Genomic DNA, 17,886 nt, shown 5'->3' with positions numbered 1-17,886 from the left:
GCGTGTTCGACGTCGTCTTCTACCACCCCGAGATCCCCGGCAACACGGGCAACGCGATCCGGATGGCCGCCGGTTCCGGGTGCGTGCTGCACCTGGTGCGGCCGTTGGGGTTCAGCGTGGAGGACGCGCGGCTGCGGCGAGCGGGCCTGGACTACCACGACCGCGCCGCGCTGCGGGTGCACGAGGATTGGGACTCGATGCTGCGCGAGGTGGCGCCGCCGCGGATGTTCGCCTTCACCACCGGCGCCACGACCTCGCTGGAGCAGGTCGCCTACCGGCCCGGTGACGCGCTGCTGTTCGGCCCGGAGGCCACCGGCCTGCCCGCGGAGGTGCTCGACTCGGAGCGCATCACCGACCGGGTCCGCATCCCGATGCTGCCGGGCATCCGGTCGATGAACCTCGCGAACTCCGCGGCCGTCGCCGTCTACGAGGCCTGGCGCCAGCAGGGCTACGCCATGTAGCACGCCCCCTCCGCCCGGCAAGACCGGGTGGAGGAGGCGCTCACCTGGACGTTCTACAGCCGGCAGGCTTCCAGCGGGGTGACGAGGATGGCGCGCGCGCCCTCCGCCCACAACCTGTCCATGATCGCCTGGGCTTGGTGGCGCGGCACCATCACGCGCACCGCCACCCAGCCCTGCTCGTCGAGCGGGGACACCGTCGGCGCCTCCATGCCGGGCGTGATCTTGCGGACGTCCTCGAGGGCCGCGGTGGGGCAGTTGTAGTCCATCATCACGTACTGCCGGGCGATCAGGACGCCGCGCAGCCGCTGGATCAGCACCTCCACGGCCTGCTCGCTGTCCTCCGGCAGATCGCGGGCACCGCGCACCAGCACTGCCTCGGAGCGCAGGATCGGCTCCCCGATGGTCTGCAGCCCGGCTTCGCGCAGCGACGCCCCGGTCTCCACGACGTCGGCGATGGCGTCGGCGAGCCCGAGTTCGACGGCGGTCTCCACCGCCCCGTCGAGCTCGATGACGTCCACCTCGATGCCCAGGTCGGCCGCCGCGGCCGACACCAGCGGCGCGAACGAGGTGGCGATGCGCTTGCCGTCGAGCTCGGTGAGCGCGCCGACCTGCCCGGTGGGGGCGGCGAAGAAGAACCGCGACACCCCGAAGTCCAGCGGCAGCAGTTCCTTCGTGCTCACGTCGGTGCCCGCTGCCTGCAGCAGGTCCTGGCCGGTGATGCCGACGTCGAGAACGCCGCTGCCGACTGTGCGGGCGATGTCGGTGGGGCGGAGGAAGACGAACTGCACGTCGTTGGCCGTGTCGATGGCGAACAGGGCCTTGTGCTCGCGGTGCACGCGGTAGCCGGCGTCCGAGAGCAGCTGGATGGCGGGAGCGCTCAGCGATCCCTTGTTGGGCACGGCGACCCGAAGCATGGTGGTTCCTTTGCCGAGTTCAGTGGACGGGACGGCCCCGGTTCAGGCGGGGCGGCGGGGCGTTCCACCCGCTGCACGCTGCGGGCGGAACCCGCTATGGCGCTGACCACCGCACATCGACTTCGTCCTCCTCGCCCCGACCGGATTTCGCACGTCCAGAATGGTGGCACACCGAGGCGCCGCGTGGTCCGGGAGCATGTCCGTCCTCACGTGCCGGGCGAACGACCCGCCTTTCGACTCCTGGTGCGATGGGGCCGGGTGGCGGAACCTCGGAGCCTGTCCGTGAAGTCGTCTTCTCCAGGTGACCAGTGTTCTTGATCATTGTCTTGTCCGCGGCGAAGCCGCTGAGCAGCGACCGGCTGGAGCAGGACGACCACCGGCGGCTTCTCTGCGCCTTCCTCGCGCGGAGAGCCATGTCGCCGTGCACGGCGTGCATGAGAAATCGATCCCGCAGCGAGGAAGCCGCTGAGGTTCCGCCACCCGACCCGCTACGCAGACCCAGTTCTCGCAAACAGATGGTGAGGATTCCCGCCCATGCCTGATCGACATCTCGTCGACGCCCACATCGTGCTGGTGCGCGAGGACCGGGTCCTGCTCAGCAAGCGCCGGGGCGACGCCTTCGACGGCAGGTGGCACCTGCCCGCGGGCAAGGTCGACGCGGGCGAGGACGTGCTCTCGGCCGCCGTCCGGGAGGCGTGGGAGGAGGTCGGGGTGCGGATCGACCCGGTGGACCTCGCGCACGTGCACACCGTGCACATCACCGGTCCCGGCCAGGAGCCGCGGTTCGGGCTGTTCTTCCGCACCACCCGCTGGACCGGGGAGCCGTCGAACCGGGAACCCGCCAAGTGCCACGGCCTCGACTGGTTCGAGGTGGACGCGCTGCCCGAACCGATGATCGGGTACGCGGCGCTGGGCATCCGGGCGCTGCGCACCGGAGTCCCGTTCTCGATCCACGGCTGGAGCTGATCAGACCGCGGCGCGCAACGCCGCGGCGCGATCCGCGCGTTCCCAGGGCAGGTCGATGTCGGTGCGCCCGAAGTGGCCGTAGGCGGCGGTCTGCGCGTAGATCGGCCGCAGCAGGTCGAGGTCGCGGATGATCGCGGCGGGCCGCAGGTCGAACACGACGCCGATGGCGTCCTGGATCCGTTGCGGCGCAACGGTTTCGGTGCCGAAGGTCGCCACCGACAACCCGACAGGAGCGGCGGCGCCGATGGCGTAGGCCACCTGCACCTCGACGCGTTCGGCGAGCCCCGCGGCCACGACGTTGCCCGCGATCCACCGCAGCGCGTACGCCGCGGACCGGTCGACTTTGGACGGATCCTTGCCGGAGAAGGCGCCGCCGCCATGACGGGCCATGCCTCCGTAGGTGTCCACCATGATCTTCCGCCCGGTGAGCCCGGCATCGCCCATCGGCCCGCCCACCACGAACCGCCCCGTCGGGTTCACCAGCACCCGCATCCCCGATTCGTCCAGCTCCAGCGCGGCCACTTCCGGGGCGACGACCAGTTCGCGCACCTCGGCGTCGATCCGGGCCGGATCGACGTCGGCCGCGTGCTGGGTGGACACGACCACGGTGTCCAGCGCCACCGGCCGATCCCCGGCGTACTCGATGGTCACCTGCGTCTTGCCGTCCGGGCGCAGGTGTGGCAGCAACCCGTCCTTGCGCACCCCCGCCAACCGCCGGGCGAGCCGGTGCGCCAGCGCGATGGGCAGCGGCATCCGCTCCGGGGTGTCGACGCAGGCGTAGCCGAACATCAGGCCCTGGTCTCCGGCGCCCTGCCGCGCGACTTCGTCGTCGAGTCCTTCGAGGCGGGATTCGTAACCGCGGTCCACACCGCGGGCGATGTCCGGTGATTGCGCTCCGATGGCGACGTTCACGCCGCAGGAGTTCCCGTCGAAGCCCTTCGCGGAGGAGTCGTACCCGATCTCCAGCACGCGTTCCCGCACGAGCGCCGGGATGTCGACGTAGGCCTCGCTGGTGACCTCGCCCGCGATGTGCACCTGCCCGGTGGTGACCATCGCCTCCACGGCGACGCGGGACCGCGGGTCCTGCGCGAGCAGCGCGTCCAGCACCGCGTCGCTGAGGGCGTCGCAGACCTTGTCCGGGTGCCCCTCGGTCACCGATTCGCTGGTGAACAGCCGCCGCACGACCCACCCCCTGGGAGAACGGGTGCGGCCCGGACTCAGCTCCGCGCGTCGAGCCGCCGGGTCACAGCATCCCACAGCCGCGCCGAGAGCAGGGACTTCGCGCCGTGCGGCAGCGGGGTCTCGGTGCCGTCGGTGGACAGCAGCCAGCCCGCGTTGTCCTCCATCTCGAAGGCCTTGCCGTCGCCGACGGTGTTCACCACCAGCAGGTCGCAGCCCTTGCGGGCGAGCTTGCGGCGGCCGTGGTCGAGCACCGGGGTGTCCGGGTCACCGGTCTCGGCGGCGAAACCGACGATCAGACCGGCGTCGAGCTCGCCGTCGCGGCGCCGCTCGACGAGCTCGGCGAGGATGTCCGGGTTCCGGGTCAGCTTCACCGGAGCCGGGTCCGCGTCCACCTTCTTGATCTTGTGCTGGGCGAGGTCGACGGGCCGGAAGTCGGCGACGGCCGCGGCCATCACGACCGCGTCCGCCCCCTGCGACTCGGCCAGCACGGACTCCCGCAGCTGCTCGGCGGTGCCCACGTGCACCACCCGAACTCCGGCGGGCTCCACCAGGTCCGCGGTGTGCGCGGAGATCAGCACGACCTCGGCACCGCGGTGCGCGGCGACCCGAGCCAACGCGTAGCCCTGCCGACCGGACGAACGGTTCCCCAGGTACCGCACCGGATCCAGCGGTTCCCGGGTGCCTCCCGCGGAGATCACCACCCGGCGGCCTTCGAGGTCCCGGGGCAGCGCGGACGCCGAGGACAGCAGCAACCGGCCCAGGTCGACGATCTCCACCGGGTCCGGCAACCGGCCCTTGCCGGTGTCCTTGCCGGTGAGCCTGCCGCTGGCCGGTTCCGCGACGACCACTCCCCTGGAGCGCAACGTCGCCACGTTCTGCCGGGTCGCCGGGTGCTCCCACATCTCGGTGTGCATCGCGGGCACCATCAGCACCGGGCACCGCGCGGTGAGCAGCGTCGAGGTGAGCAGGTCGTCGGCTTGGCCGTGCGCGGCGCGCGCGAGCAGGTCCGCGGTGGCCGGCGCGACCACGACGAGCTCGGCCTCCTGGCCGAGCCGCACGTGCTGCACCTGGTCGACGTCGGTGAACACCCCGGTGCGCACCGGATGCCCGGACAACGCCTCGAAGGTGGCGGAGCCGACGAAGTTCAGCGCCGACTCGGTGGGCACCACCCGCACGTCGTGGCCGGATTCGGTCAGCCGCCGCAGCACGTCGCAGGCCTTGTAGGCCGCGATACCGCCGCTGACGCCCAGCACGACCCGAGGGCGTTCCCCGGAAGGTTGCTGTGTCACGGAGAGTCCCGGCTCACTCGCCTTCGGTGTGCTCGAGAACGCCGGAGTGGATCTCGCGCAGCGCGATGGACAGCGGCTTCTCCCGCGGGCCCGGCTCCACCAGCGGTCCGACGTACTCCAGCAGGCCTTCGCCGAGCTGGGCGTAGTAGTCGTTGATCTGCCGGGCGCGCTTGGCCGCGTAGATCGCCAGCGCGTACTTCGAGCTGACCTGCTCGAGCAGGTCGTCGATCGGCGGGTTGGTGATGCCCTCGGGCGAGGTCAGCGAGGACCGGGTGTTGAGGGCGGCGAGCGCGTTGGGCGTGGTCACGTGGTGGCTCCTGCTCTGAACGAAGAATGCGGTGGGCGCCGGCGCGTGGACCGCGGCGACTCGGCTCGGCCGACGGCTGGCGCCGGTCCGGCATCCGAGCACGGGCTCAGACCCGGCGACCGGTCACCAATCGTATCAATTCGCTGGTCGCGGACCGCACATCGGCGTTGACCACGGTGTCGTCGAACTCCGGTTCGGCGGCGAGCTCTTCCCGCGCCGTCTGCAAGCGGGCCTCGACCACCTCGGGATCTTCGGTGCCGCGGCCGGTGAGCCGCTGCACGAGTTCCTCCCAGGAAGGCGGCAGCAGCATCACGAGCCGAGCCTCGGGCATCGACTCGCGCACCTGCCGGGCGCCTTGCAGTTCGATCTCCAGCACGGCGTCGCGGCCGGCGGCGAGCGCGCGCTCGACGGGGCCGCGGGGCGTGCCGTAGTAGTTGCCGGCGTACCGCGCGTGTTCGAGCAGTTCGCCCGCGGCGACCATCCGCTCGAACTCGGTGACGCCGACGAAGTGGTAGTGCGCGCCGTCCACCTCGCCCGCGCGGGGGCGCCTGGTGGTCACCGAAACGCTGAAGTAGATCTCCGGTGCCTGCTCGCGCAGCTCGTTCAGCACGCTGGACTTCCCGACGCCGGAAGGGCCGGAAACGACGGTGAGCCGGGGCCCGTCCTGACGGACCGACCCCGGCTCGACACCGGTACGGGTGTCGATCACTCGGCGGCGAACTCGGTGAGCAGCGCCTTGCGCTGACGCTCACCCAGCCCGCGGAGCCGGCGGCTGTTAGCGATCTCCAGCCGCTCCATGATCTGCTGTGCGCGGACCTTGCCCACGCCGGGAAGGGCCTCAAGCAGCGCGGACACCTTCATCTTGCCCAAGACCTCGTCGTTGTCGGCGGTGTCCAGGACCTCTGCCAGGCTGGTTCCACCGCGCTTGAGGCGCTCTTTGAGCTCGGCTCGGGCGCGACGGGCGGCAGCCGCCTTTTCCAAAGCTGCTGCCCGCTGCTCCTCGGTCAGCTGGGGAAGGGCCACCATGTCCTCCGTGATGTGGGGTTTCTCTTGATCGGTGCGGCGACGGTACCGACTCCCGCCCACCGGGTTCCACGCGGGTCCGGCTTGTCGAGCGGACGTTTCGGGGAAGATCCCGCCGCCTGACCCTTCGGACGGTTCGTACAAGGGGTGCACGAACACTCGGGTCGCTGCAACTACTACCAACAATGGCGCTGAAGTGCACTAACCTGGGAGAAAACTCTTCCGATCTGTCCGATTTCCGGGCGGTTGAGCGACGCTGGGTGCGTCCTCGCAGGTCACAGGGAGACCGATACCACGGCGACGGGAAGTCGATCAAGATCGAATCCGACTTCCCCTCGATCTTGCCGGGCTTTTTCACCGATCCCGCCCGGAATTCGTACTCGACCCGCCGAACGGCGCCGCATCCGGGCCCGGCCCGAGCCCGCCGAGGCGGCAATGAAATGATCATGATCGGAGCCCGTTCCGCGCAGGTCGCCGCGCGATCGGCACGCTCCCGCCACCACCGCACCGCCTCGGAGGACGCACCGCGATGATCCCCACCCGGCGCGTCGTCCGGAGCGCGAACACCGCGCTCCGGCCGCCCGTCAGTGTTCGCGCTCGCCCGCCGCGGGCAGCACGACTCCCCAGAGATCGCCGTCGAAGAAGCCCGGATCGCCCTTGATGGCACCGGCCCAGCACTCCTCGCCCGCACCGTCGAGATGAGCCGGTTCACCGTCGTCCGGCACGTCCAGGCAGAACGGGGAACACGCCGACTGCTCCGGGATCCTCGGTTCCGCCCCGGCGGTCGCGGTCCGGACGACCTCCGCCCACACGGCCTCGACGCAGGACCTCGGTTCGCCGCTGTGCGGATCTCGCGGCCCTCGTACCCGCCATGCCCCCATGTCGTCGTGCACCGACCGCTCCTCGCTGTCGCCGGGGCACCGTTGCGCCGCCGGCAGCTCCGTCCCACTGCGCCCGACGTTGGCGCAACACCGGCCGGAGCCGACAACGTTTCGTAGCACGACAACCCGGGCAATCCCGGTGAAGATCGACTTCACGGGCAGGCGAATCGGCGCGGAGGAACGGTGTTTCGGGACTCGGTCCGCCCGGCGCCTCACCGGCCGCCGGAGTAGCCCTGATCGCCCGGAACGCTCTGGCCGCTGGCATCGCCTTGGCTGTTGGCGTTGCCCTGGCTGTTGGCGTTGCCCTGGCCGCTGGAATTGCCCTGGCCGTTCTGCGACTCGTCGTTGCCGACGTTGTCCCCGCTCTGACCGTTCTGCTCGTTCGCCGGAGGGCTCCCCGGCGAGTTCGGCGACGGCGCCGGCTCCTGGGCCCCCTCGGTCTGCTTCTTGGCCTGTCCCGGCGGCAGCGCCACGCCCGGAGGTGCCGTGACCGTCGTGCCGGGCACCGTGACCACCTGACCCGGCGCGGGCGGCTGCCCTGGCACGGGCGGTGGCCCCGGCACGGTGACCACCACCGGCGGCGGGGGCCCGGGCAGCGGGAGGGTCGCGACGTCCTCGGCCACGCGGCCGGCGGCCGTCAGCAGGCTGCGGGCGTAGGCCGGATCCAGCCGGCCGCGGGCCTGGGCGTCGGCGATGCTCCTGGTCAGCTCCGCGAGCGCGAACTCGGACGCCACTCGGTCGTGCCGCCGCGCCGCACCGTCCACTTCGGACACGGCGGCCATCAGTTCGGCGCGCACATCCGGTTCGACGAGCGTTCGCGGAGCACCGCTGCACGAACTGAGCAGCAACGCGGCCAGCACCGTCCACATCGGTGTTCTCATTGGTCCACCAGCTCACTCAGGTTGGCCAGATCGACGGGCAGCCGGTCCGCCCCGGGAGGGCCGGTGACGGGCGGCGGCATCGGCAGGTCCGGCGCGCTCTCCACCGGCAGCAGGAACACCGCACCGAGGACCAGCGCCGCGACCGGCAATCCCAGCCACGGCCACCTGATCCGGCGCCGAGCGGGCTCCTCGTCGGCAGCGTGCACGGGCAGCGTCGGGTTGGCCTCCACCTTGTCCGCGCGCGGCGCGGGCGGACTGATCTCCCCGGACAGCAGCCGCACGCAGCGGACCGCGGAGGGCCGTTCGTCGGGATCATCGGCGGTCATCGCGCGCAACGTCCCGGCGAGCGGCTCGGGCAGCGAGTCGGGGATGCGCGGCTTGCGGGTCAGGCGCGCCACCGCGGCCTCGGCCTTGGTGCCGTCGTACTCGGCGCGACCGGTGAGGCATTCCAGCAGCACCAGGGCCAGCGAGTACAGGTCGGCGGCATAGCCGATCTCCTCGTCGCGGACCTGCTCGGGCGCCATGTAATGCGCGGAACCCATGATGATGCCGGAGTCCGTCATCCGGCCCACCGCGTCCGCGAGCCGGGAGATGCCGAAGTCGGCGAGGAAGACCTGCCCTCCCTCCGTGATCAGCACGTTGGAGGGCTTCACGTCCCGGTGCACGATGCCGTTCTCGTGCACGTACGCGAGCACCACCGCGATCCGCCTGCCGAGCTCCCGCACCTGATCAGGCTCGACGACACCCGACTCGATGACGTTGGTGAGGGTGCGCCCCTCCACGAGCTGCATCACCAGGAAGGGCTCGCCGTCGCCGGACTCCGCGCCGAAGTCGTGCACCGTGACCAGGCCGGGATGGCTCAACCGGGCCAGCAGCCGAGCTTCGTCCTCGAAGCGGCGGCGGGAGGACTCGTCGGCGTTGGAGCGGAACACCTTGACGGCGACGGGCCGTCGCAGCCGGGTGTCCACCGCGCGGTACACCTCGGACATCCCACCGCGTCCCAAGCGCCTGCCGAGCCGGTACCGACCGGCCAGCAGCGGCGGTGCCGCGTCAGTCATCCGGGCCTCCGAACGGTCCACTCGATCAACCGCCGGAAACCCTAACCGAAGCGGTTCCTCCCGTGGATCACTGCAACGTCCCGAAATGGAGACGGGCCGCCCGACCTGCTGGTCGGACGGCCCGCGCACCCGCTTGGAACTAGTCGCGCTCCATCGCGGACATGTCGATGCGCCCTCGGACGCAGAACCAGCCGATGACCAGCGCGATGAGGATCAGCGGCAGCGACATGAGGGTGATCTGCCCGATCTCGTCGAAGCCCATCAGCACCACCACGGAAGCCAGGAAGGCCAGCGTGACGTACTCGATGTACGGGGAGAACGGCAGCCGGTAGCCGGGCCGCGTGACCTCGCCCCGGTTGGCCTTGCGCACGAACAGCAGGTGGCTGAGCACGATGATCGCCCAGGTCGCGAGGATGCCGATCGAGGCGAAGTTCAGCACGATCTCGAACGCCTGCTCCGGTACGACCGCGTTGAGCCCGACGCCGACGACGCAGACCGCGGCGGTGAGCAGGATGCCGCCGTAGGGCACCTGGCTCTTGTTCATCGCACCGGTGAACTTCGGCGCCGACCCGGCCAGCGACATGGAGCGCAGGATGCGGCCGGTGGAGTACAGCCCCGAGTTGAGGCTGGACATGGCCGCGGTGAGCACCACGAGGTTCATCACGTCACCGGCGTAGGGAACGCCGAGGTTGGCCAGCACGGTGACGAACGGGCTCTCGCCGTCCTTGTAGGAGCTCCACGGCATCAGCATGGTCAGCAGCGCGACGGAACCGACGTAGAAGATCCCGATCCGCCACATGATCGAGTTGATCGCCTTCGGCATGATCTTCTCGGGGTTCTCGGTCTCACCGGCGGCGACGCCGACGAGCTCGACCGAGGCGTAGGCGAACACGACGCCCTGCATGATCAGCACGACCGGCACGATCCCGGCCGGGAAGATGCCGCCGTTGTCGGAGATGATCGAGAACCCGGCCTGGTGGCCGTCGATGGCGTGGCCGGTGACGATCAGGTAGATGCCGACGAGCATGAACACCACCAGCGCGCCGACCTTGACGATGGCGAACCAGAACTCCATCTCGCCGAACAGCCGCACCGAGACCATGTTCAGCGCGAGCACGATCGCCAGGGCGATCAGCGCCAGCACCCACTGCGGGATCGGCGAGAACATCGCCCAGAAGTGCGCGTAGAGCGCGATCGCGGTGATGTCGGCGATGCCGGTGGTGGACCAGTTCAGGAAGTGCATCCAGCCCGCGGTGTAGGCGCCCTTCTCGCCCATGAACTCCCGCGCGTAGGACACGAACGCGCCGGAGGAGGGGCGGTAGAGGATGAGCTCACCGAGCGAGCGCACCACGAAGAACGCGAACAGCCCGCACACCGCGTAGGCGATGGCGAGGGCGGGCCCGGCCTGCACGAGCCGGCCGCCCGCACCGAGGAAGAGCCCGGTGCCGATCGCGCCACCGATGGCGATCATGTTGATGTGCCGTGCTTTCAGCGATTTGCTGTAGCCGGCGTCCCCGGCGTCGACGGGCGGCTGCCCGTCCGAGTCGCCGCCGGTCTGGAGGGTTTCTTGGCTCACGGTGCCCGGAATTTCCGTTCTGCTCGTCCACGCGGAAGTCCGCGTGGTTGCTCGCGACGCCTCAGGGTCGTCGTTCCGGACGCTCGGGGGTTCGCCTCGATGCGCGGAGTCGCCGGCGCGGAGGGTCTTTCTCGGGGCGCACCGGGCCGGGCAACCACGTTTCAGCGGCCCGCACAACCCGTTCCGATGCTTGGGACGGAATGGTGAAGCGCACACGCTGAGTTGTCAAGATCCACAGCACATCACCCGAATTGAGCAGTATTTCCCCGGTGAAAGTGTAATGAAAGTCGCAGTCCGCGCATGTTTCCCTAGGTCACGGACTCGTCGCCGAACCCGCAGGCCACAGGCCCAATCCCCGCCCGGTGAGGGGTTTCCCGAAACACTGGGTATCCGAGCCGTTCACCCGGCGTCAACCCTGACAGCGCGGTGTTGAATCCGGCGGGAGTCGAATACCGGACGCCCATTAGATCCGCTCCGGAGCAATTCTCGGCACGCGCCGAAATCAATTCTTAACTCGGCGCCGGGCGCGGCGGGCGCTCCCGATGGGCGGACATGCGCCCGCGGCGACGAGAAACCGGCAGCGTCTCACCGATCCCCTCAAGCCACTGTGGACAGCAGCTCGGCGACCCGGTGCGCTGATCGCCGGTCAGGGCGATGCTCATCCAGGCGCCCTCCACGACCGCCGGCCCCGGCGGGTGTCGAACCGGCTCACCGGAGACGCGACCGCGCGAGCACCGTGAACCGCCCGCCCGCGCGCCGGTTCGCCATGCCCACGACGAGGTTCCCCTCAAGGACGGTCGAACGGACCAACGGGAGAGTCAGCGGCTCGTGAAGTCCCTCCGCATCGCTGCGGTGACCACCCCGCTGCCACGCGCTCCGCACGGCCTTACGACGCAGGCCCCTTGAGCACGCGGCTGGATCCCGTGGCCCGTCACCAGGTCCCGCGCCCAGCGGGTCCACGGTGATCACCGTGTGGCCGTCCGCCAGCCGCGAGGTGCAACCGGACCGGGTCCAGTGCTCACCGAGCTGGAACATGCCCGGACGCAGGACGAGCGGAGGCTTCTCCGGACACTTCGAATCCGGTGGTGGCGGGCACGGATCACTCCTCACGTTCGCCGAGATCAGAACCGTGACGGATGCGCGCTGGAGATCATGGCGGAGTTCGGCGAAGCCTCGTTCCGGTTCGCGGAGGCCTCGCCGATCATGCGGTCACCGCGAGGTGTCAGCCGACGCGCCAGAGCTCGTACACGCCGACGCCGGTGTGCCTGCACTCGTGCGGCAGGTCGGCGCCGCCCGGGTTGTTCACGAGGCCCTGGTAGCCCTGCTCGCACGCGGCGGCCGAGGGGTACCAGTACCCCGTGTAGTACCAGCCGACGGCCGCGGCGGGCGTGGCAGTGGCCACCAGCATCCCGAAACCGAGCAGCGCACCGGTCACGAACTTCTTCATCGACGTCCTTCTTCCGATCACCGCATCGGACGGTTCGAACCGTCCGATGCGTGGCCGTCCGCACCGTCATCGGTGCTTCTCGTACTCCTCGAACATCGCGCAAGCAATGCCGTGCCCTCCGGAAACGCGCGGGGAACCGGATTTCCGGCGGGGTTCCCCGCGCCAAGGGCCCATCAGGAGTCCCGGAAATCAGCGGGGAGATCCAGCCGCGAAGCGGCGGACCACCCGAAGGACCGCGCGATCCACCCGTTCGTCCCGACCAGGGCGTGACGTCAGCCCGTGCCCACCAGCCGCTCCGCCGCGGCCCGAGCGCCGTCGGTGCGCACCTCGGCGGCGACGGCACGAGCGCGGGCGGCCACGCTCGGCCTCGACACGCGTTCGAGCGCGTCGAGCAGCGACGCGGCGGTCGGCATCCCCGCCGGGTGCCCGGCTCCGATCCCGAGCAGATCGACGCGCCCGGCCCAGTAGTGCTGGTCGTAGACCTGAGGAAGCACGACCTGCGGCACTCCGGCCCGCGCGGCGGTGGTGGTCGTGCCCGCGCCGCCGTGGTGCACGACGGCGGCGACCCGCGGGAACAACGCCTGGTGGTCGACCTCGCCGACCACCAGGAGGTCATCACCGCGATCGACGTCCAGCTCGGCCCATCCCTGCGACACGATCACGCGGCGCCCGGCCTCCCGCGCAGCCGTGAGCACCACCTACCCGACGTCGCCGCCGGGAGCGGGCATGCTGCCCAATCCGAAGTAGACGGGCGGCTCGCCATCGTCCACAAAGGACTCGATCGCAGCGGGAAGCGCCCTGCCGCCCGGCAGGAGCCAGGCGCCCGCCTGGAACACGCCGGGATCACCGGGTTCGGACCACGGCCCCAGCACGGGTCGGCGGCCAGCCAAGGCCGATCCGTCAGGACGTGCCCCCGCACGTCCTCGACCGGCGCCAGCCCCGCGTCGACGCGGTGCGCGTTGAGCGCGGCTCCCCAGGTGCCCTCCCAACGCCGCGCGTCGGCGGCCCACGCGTCGCGGTGATCTCCGGCCTCGTCCTGCGGCCAACCGGGCCACGGCGCCGGTGCGTGCCGAGGTGACGGCAAGGTGGCGGGGCAGAAGTGCGCGTGCACGTGGCCGATCCCCAGCAGTTGCGCCACCGATCGCGCGGCGACCATCACCGCCCCGCACCCCACCAGGACGTCGCAGCCCCGAGCGGCCTCCCGGAGCGTGGCGAACTGCGCGGCCACCGCCTCCTCCGCCGCACGCCGCTTGCCTTCGGGCGACGACAGGTCCCAGGACTCCCCCGCGCGCATCCGCGGCGCGAGCGGGACGACCGGCACCCCCAGATCGCCGGCCCAGTCGCTGAAGTCCGGCGAGACGCTCACCCGCGCGTCGTGCCCGAGCGCCCGCAGCCGCAGCGCCAACGCCACCACCGGCTGCACCTCACCCCGCGACCCGATGGTCGCCAGCAACACCCGCATCCGAGCCTCCTCCCACCGTCACCGAGCATGCCCGACTCCATCGCGGCCGTGGGCAGAACGAGCCCGGTCACCGGAACGGACGCCCCGGCGGTGCGAGGCGTCAGCGGGGCCGGAGGCCGTCGACGACGACGGTCACGACGGTGTGCGCCCGCGCGCCCCACTCCGCTTCCGGGATGCGCGCCAACGCGCCCAGCAGGAGCAGGACGTCGGCCGCGTCGACCTCGGCGCGCAGTTCACCGGAGTTCCTGCCAGCGTCGAGCAGCGCTTCGAGCGCTTCGTCGAGCCGGTGGCCCTGGTCCGCGTGCAGGTCGTGCCACGCGGACGCCTCGATCGCCGCCATGACACCGCGTTTGACCCGCACGTACTCGACCAGCCGCTGCAACCAGCAGGTCAGCGCGCGCAGCGGGGCGTGTTCCGCCAGCAGCGGCGCCACCGCGTCGACGAGTTGGGTCAGCTCGTGCCGGTACACCTCCGCGAGCAGGTGTTCGCGCGTCGGGAAGTGCCGGTAGAGCGTGCCCTGCCCGACGCCCGCCGCTTTGGCGACGCGGTGCAGCTTCAGGTCGGCGACCGCGCCGTTGGCCTCGCTCAGCTCGGCCCGCGCGACCTCGACGATGCGGTCGCGGTTGGCGACCGCGTCCGACCTGCGTTCACGACCTGGCACAACGCCACCTCGACCTTCCCCGCAATCAAACGGACAACTGTCCGGTACAGTCGACGTCGTAACCGGACAGTTGTCAGTTTAGAGGAGTGGTACCGATGACCGGACTGGACAGCAAAGTCGTCGCCATCACCGGAGCCAGCAGCGGCATCGGCGCGGCGACCGCACTGGAGCTGGCGAACCGCGGCGCGGCGGTCGTGCTCGGCGCCCGGCGCACCGACCGGCTCGGCTCGCTCGTGGCGCGGATCCGGGACGGGGGCGGCCGGGCGGAGATGCTGGACGTCGACGTCACCGACCGCGCCGACCTCGACCGACTGGTGGCGTCGGCCGTGGACCGGTTCGGACGTCTCGACGTGCTGGTGGCCAACGCCGGAGTCGCCCGCGTCGCACCGGTCGCCGACCTCGACGTCGACGACTGGGACCAGATGATCGACGTCAACGTGCGCGGCGTGCTGCACGGCATCGCCGCCGCGCTGCCGGTGTTCCGCGAGCAGGGCCGCGGGCACCTCGTCACCACCGTGTCGACGTCCGGGCTGAAGATCGTCCCGTCGCAGGCCGTCTACGCGGGCACCAAGAACGCCGTGCGCACGGTCCTGGAGGCGCTGCGCCAGGAGTCCACCGACGGCGTCCTGCGCACCACGTCGATCTCGCCGGGGTTCGTGCGCACCGAGCTCGTCGACCACGTGCAAGACCCCGAGCAGCGGGAACAGGTGCAGCGGACGATGGCGGAGCTCGGCATCAGCCCGGACGCCGTGGCACGCGCCATCGCGTTCGCCATCGAGCAACCCGACGACGTCGAAATCGGCGACCTGACCATCCGCCCCACCAGGCAGGGCTAGGCCAGGAGCGGGAGGCCGACGCCCAACTTCGCCCTTGTTCCACCGAGGAACGCCATGGCGATCTTAGGATCGATGGCGCCGAACGAGGTAGTCGCGAATATACGCGTGGCGAAACTGGTAGACCGCACCCGATTGACGAAGCACACCACGATCGTACGCATCTTCCAGAAATTCTTTCAGGCGCCACGGCAGACGACCGGTCAAGGCAAGCCAGAAACGCACGTACAGCAACCAGTGACCCCACGCCGAAAGCGCTAGCGTTGCCGCACCCGTGAGAATCCCGAGAAGAATGGCAGCCAAGATCGACTCCCTGAACGCGAAAAATGTCCCGACGAACGCACTGACGACGAACACGCGGAGCAGCGCCACCCCACGATCGATCCTCAAGAGACCCCACGGACTCGCGGCCTGCGAATGATGGTTGTCGCTGAACCCCGAAATGACCAGGTTCCCAAAACCGCCCGCCAATCCGACAGCTAGGCCAATGTCCGGCGCAAACCCCAGAATCAGCCGACTCGCATCATTTAAAGCACTCACCGCCAAAACAAAGGAAAATCCGAACATCAGACCGAACGCGAGCCCCTTGGCGAAAGAATTAAGAAGCTTCTTGAGCCGCGATGAAGCGAGCCAACTTTCTTCACGTTTCCGACGCAGCGTCAGCCGAAATCGCTCGGGCTCCGGACCGGTACGACCGAAACGGAAACCGGATTCGACAACGATCCCGATCGCGATACCACCGGTCAACCCGAATATCATTCCACCCGCAAGAATCGACACGCGACCCCCCACGAGCTCGTCGACTACACCGGACACGAGCCCAGCCACGACCTGACGGTGGATCCAGTCCATCCCACAAAATGCGACAGCATACGCAAATCCGTAGCTTGCAGTGGTAACGAAGAAACGACCATACGGGTGGAGCGATCTGGACAAGCGCCACCACACCAAGTCATGCGTGTCTCGACGAGATAGATGATTGGCGAGATACCCTAGCCAGTCATGAGCCTGACCGGGACTCAACTTCGGGCGCCAGGAAACCGTTCTGCGACGAGCCCCGTAGGAGACGCTCAAATAGGCGCCGAGCAGGTAGTCTTCCAAGCTCTTGTACGTGGGGAAAATGCGAGTATCAAGGAGCTCCTCCGGGGAGCGATCGGGACTGGCACCGTAGATGACGCGCACGAGCATGACCATGAGGGGCGCTGTCAGGGCCGAGATGAGGTTCCGACTAGCCGGACTATCGGGACTTTCATTCAGGTGGTCGAACACCGCGCCCCAAGCCCCGGCGCGAGACTTGTTGGTGCCGAGCACCAAATAACGCCTGGCTTCAGCCAGGTCAAGATCTTGAATCTCGATTGCCGCAGCTCTGCCAACCGCTTTGGCCGCACGTACAGCTCTTGCGTACTCCGTTTTGCGGCTCGTGAGCACGAGCGGGCAATCAGCTCCGGTAATCTCGTCTATAGCATCCGAGTGGTACTTGTCAGGAATCTCGTCGAATCCATCGAGCACCGGGAGGATCAGGCCGTGGTCCACGAGCCAGTTGGCGGCGTTCGAACGTGGATAAGACCCGGGCACCCCCAGAAAAGGAAAGTCCCGGGCGAGCCTGTCAGCAAGCCACATTTGAAGTGGTGTCGTGGAAGGATTCCAGTCGCTGAGGCTGAACAACACCGGCACTGGACCCGAGGTCGCGGTGGTTTCAAGCAAATCCAAGATGAGGCGGTGTGCGAGCACTGTTTTACCCGCACCGGCCTGACCTAGAATCACCAAGCGCTTGGAGTGTATTGCCTGATAGGTCTGCCGAACGGCCGTAAAATGGCCCGCAAGCGGAAGGGACCAGGTACCTGCTGCGGAGCCATGAACGTTCTCCCAGTGATCGACGAGATCATCGGATGCGATACTCCACCTCACCGCTAAAGCGTCGGATCCGCTGATCCCCCGCTGCTTCACTTCCTGCGCGCTGAGTGCCTGCACTTCTTGGGCAAGTTGGCGCGCCCAGGACACCTGTTCGTCGCTCGCACTCAGCAATGCCGCTGATCGCGGCAAGAACACCACGTCGCCGTGCAAGACGTTGGCCTGAACGACTGTTTCGGCACCGTACCCGCTGTACTCGTTGAAGTTGTGCGTCTCGTTTTCAGTCACCCAGGACAGTGTGCCGCAGCCGGGCTGTCGTCACGGCTGCGTGAGTTACCAGCGAAGTGCCAGCAATGAAATCTCCGCAACACCAGATGACGACGTATGGTCGGACCGAATGCTCGTTCGCGGAGCTCCCGGCCCGCTCTGGGAGGAGGCAGCGCGGGGTCACGGATTCGCTGATCGCGAAGGCCTGGACGGGGCGAGCGACGCGGAGGTCCCGCCCTGCCATGTCGCCTTCTCTCCGGCAATCCGGAGACCGACCGTCTGCTGAGCACCGACGACGCGGCCACGCTTCTGGTCCGCCTCCACTTGACCCGCCCGGAGCAGGCACCACCCCCCGCTTCTTCCGATGAGTGCGCGGCCGACCCCACCCGTTCGCCGCAGTCGGATCACCGCTCCTGCGGTATGCGTCGTTCACGCTGATCAGAACGCTGGAAGGCGTGTCAGCGATCGAGCACGGCACCGACCCGACCTCGGTGGCACTGCGCGGCTTGTCCGAACGCGAGTGCGCGCGGTTCCGCAACCGCAACCTGCGCCAACCGGGCCGCCGACGACGAGTGCACCGGGTCGAGCTCCAGGACTGGGTCGGCGGGCTGAAGCTCCCCGGACCCGCGTGCCACCAACCGCTGGACACCCCGGCCGTAGCCGGGGACTCGGAGGCGGTGACCGCCCCCGTCGACTGCGCCCGCTGCCTGGCGGGCGGTCAAGATCCGTTCACACCGCTGGTCGCCCTCGACGGCGGCCAACTCGCCCTCGGCTTGAAACCGGGCTCCGAGTGACCGACGAACTCCGCACCAGCACCGGCAGCTGAT

Annotated in this window: 19 protein-coding genes; 4 read left to right on the top strand and 15 right to left on the bottom strand. The window is 69.4% G+C overall.

The window, feature by feature from the left end:
* Positions 1-2 precede the first annotated feature (2 nt).
* Positions 3-461 carry a tRNA (cytidine(34)-2'-O)-methyltransferase gene (locus tag OOZ19_RS19360; protein WP_266091533.1) on the top strand — a complete coding sequence of 153 codons (459 nt, stop codon included), beginning with the start codon at positions 3-5 and terminating at the stop codon, positions 459-461.
* Positions 462-514: 53 nt separating this feature from the next.
* Here OOZ19_RS19360 and hisG read toward each other — a convergent pair whose 3' ends face one another.
* On the bottom strand, positions 515-1,375 hold the full coding sequence (gene hisG / locus OOZ19_RS19355; protein WP_266091532.1) for an ATP phosphoribosyltransferase: 861 nt from the start codon (positions 1,373-1,375) through the stop codon (positions 515-517).
* Positions 1,376-1,909: 534 nt separating this feature from the next.
* Here hisG and OOZ19_RS19350 point away from each other — a divergent pair.
* Complete coding sequence (locus OOZ19_RS19350; RefSeq protein ID WP_266091531.1) at positions 1,910-2,341, top strand: NUDIX hydrolase; 432 nt, start codon at positions 1,910-1,912, stop codon at positions 2,339-2,341.
* Here OOZ19_RS19350 and metK read toward each other — a convergent pair whose 3' ends face one another.
* The 13 genes from metK to OOZ19_RS19285 all read right to left on the bottom strand — a co-directional run bounded on the left by metK (position 2,342) and on the right by OOZ19_RS19285 (position 14,108).
* Complete coding sequence (gene metK, locus OOZ19_RS19345; RefSeq protein ID WP_266091530.1) at positions 2,342-3,523, bottom strand: methionine adenosyltransferase; 1,182 nt, start codon at positions 3,521-3,523, stop codon at positions 2,342-2,344.
* 35 nt (positions 3,524-3,558) lie between these two features.
* Entirely contained in the window at positions 3,559-4,812 is a 1,254-nt protein-coding gene (gene coaBC / locus OOZ19_RS19340; RefSeq protein ID WP_266091529.1) for a bifunctional phosphopantothenoylcysteine decarboxylase/phosphopantothenate--cysteine ligase CoaBC, read from the bottom strand.
* A gap of 13 nt (positions 4,813-4,825) precedes the next feature.
* Positions 4,826-5,119, bottom strand: a complete 294-nt coding sequence (rpoZ, locus tag OOZ19_RS19335) for a DNA-directed RNA polymerase subunit omega (RefSeq protein WP_184478180.1) — start codon at positions 5,117-5,119, stop codon at positions 4,826-4,828.
* A 106-nt stretch (positions 5,120-5,225) separates the two neighbouring features.
* The gene (gmk, locus tag OOZ19_RS19330) at positions 5,226-5,828 is read right to left on the bottom strand and encodes a guanylate kinase (protein ID WP_266091528.1); all 603 of its coding nucleotides are present in this window, start codon (positions 5,826-5,828) and stop codon (positions 5,226-5,228) included.
* Entirely contained in the window at positions 5,825-6,142 is a 318-nt protein-coding gene (gene mihF / locus OOZ19_RS19325) for an integration host factor, actinobacterial type (RefSeq protein ID WP_184484996.1), read from the bottom strand. The genes gmk and mihF overlap by 4 nt, the downstream gene beginning before the upstream one ends.
* Before the next feature lie 584 nt (positions 6,143-6,726).
* A complete protein-coding gene (locus tag OOZ19_RS19320; protein ID WP_266091527.1) occupies positions 6,727-7,035 on the bottom strand; it encodes a hypothetical protein in 309 nt (102 codons plus the stop codon).
* A gap of 200 nt (positions 7,036-7,235) precedes the next feature.
* On the bottom strand, positions 7,236-7,904 hold the full coding sequence (locus tag OOZ19_RS19315) for a hypothetical protein (protein ID WP_266091526.1): 669 nt from the start codon (positions 7,902-7,904) through the stop codon (positions 7,236-7,238).
* Positions 7,901-8,962: a serine/threonine-protein kinase gene (locus OOZ19_RS19310; RefSeq protein ID WP_266091525.1), complete on the bottom strand. Its 1,062-nt coding sequence runs from the start codon at positions 8,960-8,962 to the stop codon at positions 7,901-7,903. The genes OOZ19_RS19315 and OOZ19_RS19310 overlap by 4 nt, the downstream gene beginning before the upstream one ends.
* Before the next feature lie 139 nt (positions 8,963-9,101).
* A complete protein-coding gene (locus tag OOZ19_RS19305) occupies positions 9,102-10,433 on the bottom strand; it encodes an amino acid permease (RefSeq protein ID WP_266091578.1) in 1,332 nt (443 codons plus the stop codon).
* 1,327 nt (positions 10,434-11,760) lie between these two features.
* Complete coding sequence (locus OOZ19_RS19300; RefSeq protein ID WP_266091524.1) at positions 11,761-11,985, bottom strand: hypothetical protein; 225 nt, start codon at positions 11,983-11,985, stop codon at positions 11,761-11,763.
* Between the two features lie 272 nt (positions 11,986-12,257).
* The gene (locus OOZ19_RS19295) at positions 12,258-12,647 is read right to left on the bottom strand and encodes a glycosyltransferase (protein ID WP_266091584.1); all 390 of its coding nucleotides are present in this window, start codon (positions 12,645-12,647) and stop codon (positions 12,258-12,260) included.
* Positions 12,644-13,447, bottom strand: a complete 804-nt coding sequence (locus tag OOZ19_RS19290; protein WP_266091523.1) for a glycosyltransferase — start codon at positions 13,445-13,447, stop codon at positions 12,644-12,646. Before OOZ19_RS19290 ends, OOZ19_RS19295 begins: the two co-directional genes overlap by 4 nt.
* Positions 13,448-13,547: 100 nt before the next feature.
* Positions 13,548-14,108, bottom strand: coding sequence for a TetR/AcrR family transcriptional regulator (locus OOZ19_RS19285; RefSeq protein WP_266091522.1), 561 nt, complete (start codon positions 14,106-14,108; stop codon positions 13,548-13,550).
* 95 nt (positions 14,109-14,203) lie between these two features.
* Between OOZ19_RS19285 and OOZ19_RS19280 the strand changes: the two genes are divergently transcribed.
* Positions 14,204-14,944, top strand: coding sequence for an SDR family oxidoreductase (locus tag OOZ19_RS19280; RefSeq protein ID WP_266091521.1), 741 nt, complete (start codon positions 14,204-14,206; stop codon positions 14,942-14,944).
* A gap of 63 nt (positions 14,945-15,007) precedes the next feature.
* Here OOZ19_RS19280 and OOZ19_RS19275 read toward each other — a convergent pair whose 3' ends face one another.
* Positions 15,008-17,080: an NACHT domain-containing protein gene (locus OOZ19_RS19275; protein WP_266091520.1), complete on the bottom strand. Its 2,073-nt coding sequence runs from the start codon at positions 17,078-17,080 to the stop codon at positions 15,008-15,010.
* A 434-nt stretch (positions 17,081-17,514) separates the two neighbouring features.
* Between OOZ19_RS19275 and OOZ19_RS19270 the strand changes: the two genes are divergently transcribed.
* A complete protein-coding gene (locus OOZ19_RS19270) occupies positions 17,515-17,853 on the top strand; it encodes a hypothetical protein (protein WP_266091519.1) in 339 nt (112 codons plus the stop codon).
* The last annotated feature ends 33 nt before the right edge of the window (positions 17,854-17,886 follow it).

It is taken from the genome of Saccharopolyspora sp. NFXS83 (assembly GCF_026241095.1).
Taxonomy (GTDB): Bacteria; Actinomycetota; Actinomycetes; order Mycobacteriales; family Pseudonocardiaceae; genus Saccharopolyspora_C.
Note: the sequence above shows the minus strand (reverse complement) of the source record. Positions and strands in the feature narration are given on the sequence as shown.